Genomic DNA, 5,775 nt, shown 5'->3' with positions numbered 1-5,775 from the left:
CGGGTAGACCGTGTGGCGCGGCGCCTTGGGGTTGAAGCCGCAGCCGCCGCCTTCGATCATGCGGCCGCCCACCAGCATCTCGCGCAGGATCACCGCCTCTTCCGAGATGCCCTCGACCGAGGAAATCGTGTCGCCCTCAAAACGCACGGCGATTTTTTCCTCAAACGGTTTGGCAAAACCGACCGCCCACTGCGGATACAGCACGCCGGACATGGGCACTACGGCCTTGAAGTCGTTCTTGACCGAGTTGTGGTCCCAGAGGTTGGGCCCGTGCGTCGGCAGGTAGTGCACGTAACAGCCGTCTTCTTCGGCTGTCATCTGGCCGCGCCAGCGATTCGTGGCCAGCTGGTTGGCGCGCATTTCCTGCGTGAAGCTGATGCGGAAATYGCTGCCGCGCGGGTCGGTGAAGCGCAGGTCGAAGTTGCCTTCCGTCGGATATCGGTCGGCCGTGCCGCGGATGATCTCGCCGATGACCTCGACGGGGAAACGCGCCTGTGGCGTGTGCAGCAAGTCAAGGTTGCGGAAGTAGGTGATCTTGACCCAGCGCTGGCCGSCGCGGCGCAGGTTGATGCACAGCGGATCCAGGATGGAGCAGAACCAGGTCGACACCACAAAGGTGGCTTTCTTCAGCATGGCATGCACTTCTTCCGGCACGGCCGTCACCTGCGTGCTCGGCTCCATATAGATACGCACCTCCGCGCCGCGCGATTTGGCGATGYCGATCACCGCGTCGATCACGCGCGGGTCCAGCAAGGGGTCCGCCAGCATCAGCACCCTGTCCCCCGGGCGTATCGCCATCACGCGCGAGAAGTTGTCCAGCGCCTGGAAAAAGTACTTGGTGTCGGTCAGGTTGGCTGCCACGGGGATGGGCAGGCCGACGTAGGTGGAGGTGGGGTTCATCGCGGGTCCGAGGATAATTGCATGCACAAAGGCCTCGTTTCGGCCTCTTAATCGCTGAATATTAGCAGTAAACGCACTATTTACTTAGCTAGCTAATGTAATTGCGTGCAATTACGCTCGATGGTTGTTGAATTCTTCAACCCAGCATGAGCCGCGGAACCGGCTTTGCCGGGCCGCAGGGCGGGCGGCCCCCTCGGGGGGCAGGGAGCTACACGAAGTGAGCGACCGTGGGGGCTAACGCCGCAATGCGGCAAAAGCCTCAAATTCCCAGCTGCGCATCGCCAGCAACAGGGTGAAGCCCTCCCGGTCCTTGTCGCCGAGTTTCTGGTCGGTCTGGTGTTGCTGGGCGAAATCCTGGGCCACACGCTGCATGCGTTCCAGGAAGGAGGGCGCCAGGCCGCGACTGATGGATCCGTGCACCAGCAGCAGGCCTTCGCCATTGCCGTCGAAACCGCCAGAAAAATAGTCGAGCAGGGCGTTGTCGCGGAAGTAATCCATCACCGGGCCGTGCGGGCGCCAGCGAAAGGTTTTGGCGAGCTTGAGCCGGTAGCGGTTCAGGGGCTTGAGCTCGATGATGCCGATGCGATCCAGCTGCGCGAGGTACTTGATGCACTCGGCTTCCGAGAGGCGGTAGCTGCTGGTGATCTGCTCCAGCGTCCATTGCGACAGCACGCAGATGGCGGTCAGCAGCAGCTTTTTGTCGGCCACCACGGCTTTTTCCTGCGCCTCGGCCAGTTCGGCCAGCAGCGGCTGCGTGTCGGCGATATGCCTGGCGAGGTCGGCAAAGTCGAGCTTGAGCGCGCGGCAGATCGCGTCTATGCGCGACAGCGGCATGTCCCCTTTGGCCAGCATGCGCTTGACGCTGGACTCGGCCATGCCCAGCTTGGCGGCCAGGTCGGCATAGGTCATGCGCGCGGCCTTGAGTTCTTTTTTTAGGACGGTGACAAGGTCGGCGGTGGTGCTCATGGGTATCGATTATCGGTACTTTAGGTTCGAATTGGCTCCACTGCGCTAAATTTTGATGCCGCAGTCCGGCCCCGCCCCGCACAGTGCGGCTCACCCCATCCATAGACAAGGAGCTTCAGCATGCAGACCACCCCCTCCATTCTTCATCGCCGGGTTGAGCCGCTCCCGTGGCACGCGCGGCCGGCTGCCCTGGTCTGGCGCCGCGAGTGCGCGCTCGCCGGTGTCTTCATTCTGCTGCTGGCAGCCGCGTTGCTGGGGCCTTCGGTGGCGCAGTCCGCGCATTACCACGCCTTTGCCGACCAGCGCAGCTGGGGCGGGCTGCCGCATGCGATGGACGTCATCAGCAACCTGCCCTTCGCCTTGTGGGGCATGGTGGGTATCTGGGCGCTGCTGCGGGCTGTGCGTGAGCGGGTCGTCAGCGCCGCGGCGGCGGCCATGGCAGGGCTCTTCTTCGGCGGGCTGTGGGTGACGGCGGCGGTCTCCGCGGCCTATCACCTGCAGCCCGGCGATGCCGGCCTGGCCTGGGACCGCGGCGGCATGGTGCTGGCGTTCGCCGGTTTGCTGGGCCTGGCGGCGATGCGGGCGGTCAGCGCGCGCGCCGGGATGGCGCTGGCCACGGCCGTGCTGGTACTGGGGCCGCTGTCGGTGCATGCCTGGTCGCTGACCGGCAATATGCTGCCCTGGGCCGTGCTGCAGGGAGGCGGCATGGCGCTGATCCTGGGTTTTGCCTGCCTGCGGCCCGCACAGGCACGGGAACTGCCGGTCCGCTGGGCGCTGCTGATCGCAATCTATGCGCTGGCCAAGCTGCTGGAGCTGGGCGACCACGCGGTCTATGAATGGACGGGCCAGCTGGTGTCGGGCCACAGCCTCAAACATGTGGTGGCCGCCTTCGCCGCCTGGCCTGTGGTCGCGGCCCTGCTGGCGGCGCGCGAAACCAAGGCAGAATCCAGTGCACCATCCAAAAACAGAGCGGGTCCGTTGCTTAGGCGCGCAGCCCGCCGCACAACAACCTAAACGAGGAGTCAAGCATGAGTGTTGATAGCGCCGCACCGGTGTCGCCACCGCCTGTCCAGGGGCACCCGAACCAGTTCGCGCTGCTTAAGCAGCGCCGCTTCGCGCCCTTTTTCTGGACGCAGTTCTCCGGTGCGGCCAATGACAACCTCTTCAAGTTCGCCTTCACCGTGATGGTGACCTACCAGCTCAGCGTGAGCTGGCTGCAGCCCGCGATGGCCGGGTTGGTGATCGGTGCGCTGTTCATCCTGCCGTTTTTGCTGTTTTCGGCCACCAGCGGCCAGCTCACCGACAAGTTCGAAAAAACGCGCGTCATCCGTTTCGTCAAGAACCTCGAAGTGGTCATCATGCTGATCGCGGCCGTCGGCTTCATGAGCGACAACGCCAACGTCCAGGTGCCGGTGCTGCTGGGCTGCACCTTCCTGATGGGGCTGCATTCCACGATCTTCGGACCGGTCAAGTTCGCCTACCTGCCGCAGGCCCTCAACGAGCGCGAGCTGACGGGCGGCAACGGCATGGTCGAGATGGGCACCTTTGTGGCCATCCTGCTGGGCCAGGTTGTGGGCGGGCTGATGGTGGCCGTGCCGCAGGTCGGGCCCGACTATGTGGCGATGGCCTGTGTGGGCCTGGCCCTGGTGGGCCGGCTGGTCTCGCAGTTCATTCCGCTCACGCCGGCGACCGACCCGGACCTCAAGATCAACTGGAACCCGGTCACCGAAACCTGGCGCAACCTCAAGCTCGCCAACGGCAATCTGGTGGTGTTTCGCTCCATGCTGGGCATCAGCTGGATGTGGTTTTTCGGCGCCGTGTTTTTGAGCCAGTTCCCGAGTTTTGCCAAGGAAGTGCTGCACGGCAACGAACAGGTGGCATCCCTGCTGCTGGTCGTGTTCTCCATCGGCATCGCCACCGGCTCGCTGCTCTGCGAGGTGCTCAGCAAGCGCCACGTTGAAATCGGCCTGGTGCCGGTGGGCGCCATCGGCATGAGCGTGTTCGCGGTGGACCTGTATTTCGCTTCGCGCGGCCTGCCCGCCGTGGCCATCATGAGCGTGGGCGAATTCATGTCGCAGCATGCGCATTGGCGCGTGATGATAGACCTCGCGTTGCTGAGCCTGTTCGCGGGCCTGTACAGCGTGCCCATGTATGCGCTGATCCAGCTGCGCAGCCAGCCCACGCACCGGGCCCGCATCATCGCGGCCAACAATATTCTCAACGCGCTGTTCATGATCGTCAGCGCCATCCTGGCCGGCGGCTTGCTCAAAGCCGGCTTCAGCATTCCGCAGATATTCCTCTTCGTTGGCCTGGCCAATGCGGTGGTGGCTTTCTACATCTTCATGCTGGTGCCCGAGTACCTGCTGCGCTTCATCGCGCTCATCGCCTCGCGCCTGGTTTACCGCTTCAAGATCACCGGCGACGACAATATCCCGGCGCAGGGCGCGGCCGTGCTGACCTGCAACCACGTGAGTTTTGTCGACCCAGTGCTGCTGATGGCCGCCAGCCCGCGCCCCATCTATTTCGTGATGGACCACCGCATCTTCAAAATGCCGGTGCTCGGCTGGCTGTTCCGCCTGGCCAAGGCCATCCCGATCGCACCGCGCACCGAAGACCCGGCGCTGTACGAAGCGGCCTTCGAGGCGGCCGCCAAAGTTCTGCGCGACGGCGACCTGCTGGCGATCTTCCCCGAAGGCGGCATCACCAAAAACGGCGAACTCCAGGCCTTCAAGGGCGGCATCATGAAGATCCTGGAAAACGCCGAGCGCGACGGGCTGCAGGTGCCGGTCGTGCCCATGGCGCTGACCAATCTCTGGGGATCGTTTTTCAGCCGCGTTGAAAGCGGGACCGCGATGGCCAAGCCTTTTCGCCGCGGACTGTTCAACCGGGTGGGGCTGAACACTGGCCCGGCGCTGGCGCCGGCTGAGGTGCAGCCCGAGATTTTGCGCGCCCGTGTCGCGGCGCTGCTTGAGGCCTGAGAACCCCGAAGGGTATCGAAATTCGATGCTTTTCGGTCATTTAAGGGAAACTGTATCGCTATCTGCAAGCTTTTCCGGTAAGGCGGCGCACATTAGGGCCTCCTCAACACCGGAAAGGTTTTTATGCAGACACTGATACACCGTGACTCCAAGCCCTGGCAATTACAGGTCTGGGCATCTTTCCTGATCGCCGTTTTCCTCTGCGCCGTGGGCCTGTCGTGGCTGCCCGGCAAGGACCTGGACCGCGCCTTCATGGTCATGGGTTATTTCTTCTGCCTGTCGGCCGCCTTTGTGCTGGCCAAGTATGTGCGTGACCAGGAGCAAAGCAGGGCCGAAGGCAAGCTGGCCGACACGCCTATGTTCAAGCTGGTGGTGTGGGGCGGCTTCTTCCTGGCCATGTCGCTGACCGGCTGGGGCCTGTGGCGCATGGAGATCAACGAGACCTACAAGGCCTTCCTGGGCGTGAGCTGGCTTTACCTGATCACCTGCAGCTTCACGCTGGCCAAGACCCTGCGCGACCGCCATGAGGCCGACCTCAGCGAAGCCCGCCTGGGCCGTGCCGCCCGCAGCCACGCGGCCAACGAATAAACACAACACCCCGAAACAAGGAGTCATCATGAAAAATCGATTGGCCACATATTTGGTCGCCGCCAGCCTTACCCTGGTGGGAAGCGCCGCCTCGTTCAGCGCACAGGCGCAATCCGAGGCCTCGGCCCTGAGCGCCGTGTCGGCCCTGCCGGTGGCCTCCGTTGTGGTCGGCGCCAGCGCCGCCGCAGGCGCCGTGGTGGCCATCCCGGTCGTGTTGTCCACGGCGGGCACGGTGMTGGTGGTCAAGGCCGTGGAAAGCACGGCTCGCGGAACCCTGTACGTGCTGGAGCGCGCTTCCGACGGCGCGCGTGCCAGCATCGAGGTGGTGGGCAGGGGTGTGGCG

6 protein-coding genes are annotated in these 5,775 nt (G+C 64.0%); 4 read left to right on the top strand and 2 right to left on the bottom strand.

Features of this window, described 5'->3' with window-relative positions:
• Together AC1D0P_RS20755 and AC1D0P_RS20750 are read right to left on the bottom strand one after the other, a co-directional pair.
• Nucleotides 1-900: hypothetical protein (locus AC1D0P_RS20755; protein WP_477678475.1), on the bottom strand; the 900-nt coding region annotated here is incomplete at its 3' end.
• A gap of 234 nt (nt 901-1,134) precedes the next feature.
• Nucleotides 1,135-1,866 (bottom strand): helix-turn-helix domain-containing protein, encoded by a 732-nt coding sequence (locus tag AC1D0P_RS20750; RefSeq protein WP_477678474.1) that lies wholly within the window; start codon nt 1,864-1,866, stop codon nt 1,135-1,137.
• Nucleotides 1,867-1,986: 120 nt separating this feature from the next.
• On the opposite strand from AC1D0P_RS20750, the gene AC1D0P_RS20745 reads away from it, so the two are divergent.
• The 4 genes from AC1D0P_RS20745 to AC1D0P_RS20730 form a co-directional block, all read left to right on the top strand.
• Nucleotides 1,987-2,880, top strand: a complete 894-nt coding sequence (locus tag AC1D0P_RS20745) for a hypothetical protein (protein WP_477678473.1) — start codon at nt 1,987-1,989, stop codon at nt 2,878-2,880.
• A 14-nt stretch (nt 2,881-2,894) separates the two neighbouring features.
• Complete coding sequence (locus tag AC1D0P_RS20740; RefSeq protein WP_477678472.1) at nt 2,895-4,844, top strand: MFS transporter; 1,950 nt, start codon at nt 2,895-2,897, stop codon at nt 4,842-4,844.
• Between the two features lie 123 nt (nt 4,845-4,967).
• A complete protein-coding gene (locus AC1D0P_RS20735) occupies nt 4,968-5,432 on the top strand; it encodes a YiaA/YiaB family inner membrane protein (RefSeq protein WP_477653852.1) in 465 nt (154 codons plus the stop codon).
• A 28-nt stretch (nt 5,433-5,460) separates the two neighbouring features.
• A partial coding sequence (locus AC1D0P_RS20730) for a hypothetical protein (protein WP_477678471.1) occupies nt 5,461-5,775 on the top strand: 315 nt, incomplete at its 3' end.

This window comes from Polaromonas sp. P1_G2 (assembly GCF_056405515.1).
This window is presented reverse-complemented; position numbering and strand designations above follow the sequence as displayed.

Coding starts and splice junctions, on each gene's coding strand:
- AC1D0P_RS20745 (WP_477678473.1), top strand. CDS start 1,987: ATGCAGACCACCCCCTCCATTCTTCATCGCCGGGTTGAGCCGCTCCCG.
- AC1D0P_RS20735 (WP_477653852.1), top strand. CDS start 4,968: ATGCAGACACTGATACACCGTGACTCCAAGCCCTGGCAATTACAGGTC.
- AC1D0P_RS20740 (WP_477678472.1), top strand. CDS start 2,895: ATGAGTGTTGATAGCGCCGCACCGGTGTCGCCACCGCCTGTCCAGGGG.
- AC1D0P_RS20750 (WP_477678474.1), bottom strand. CDS start 1,866: ATGAGCACCACCGCCGACCTTGTCACCGTCCTAAAAAAAGAACTCAAG.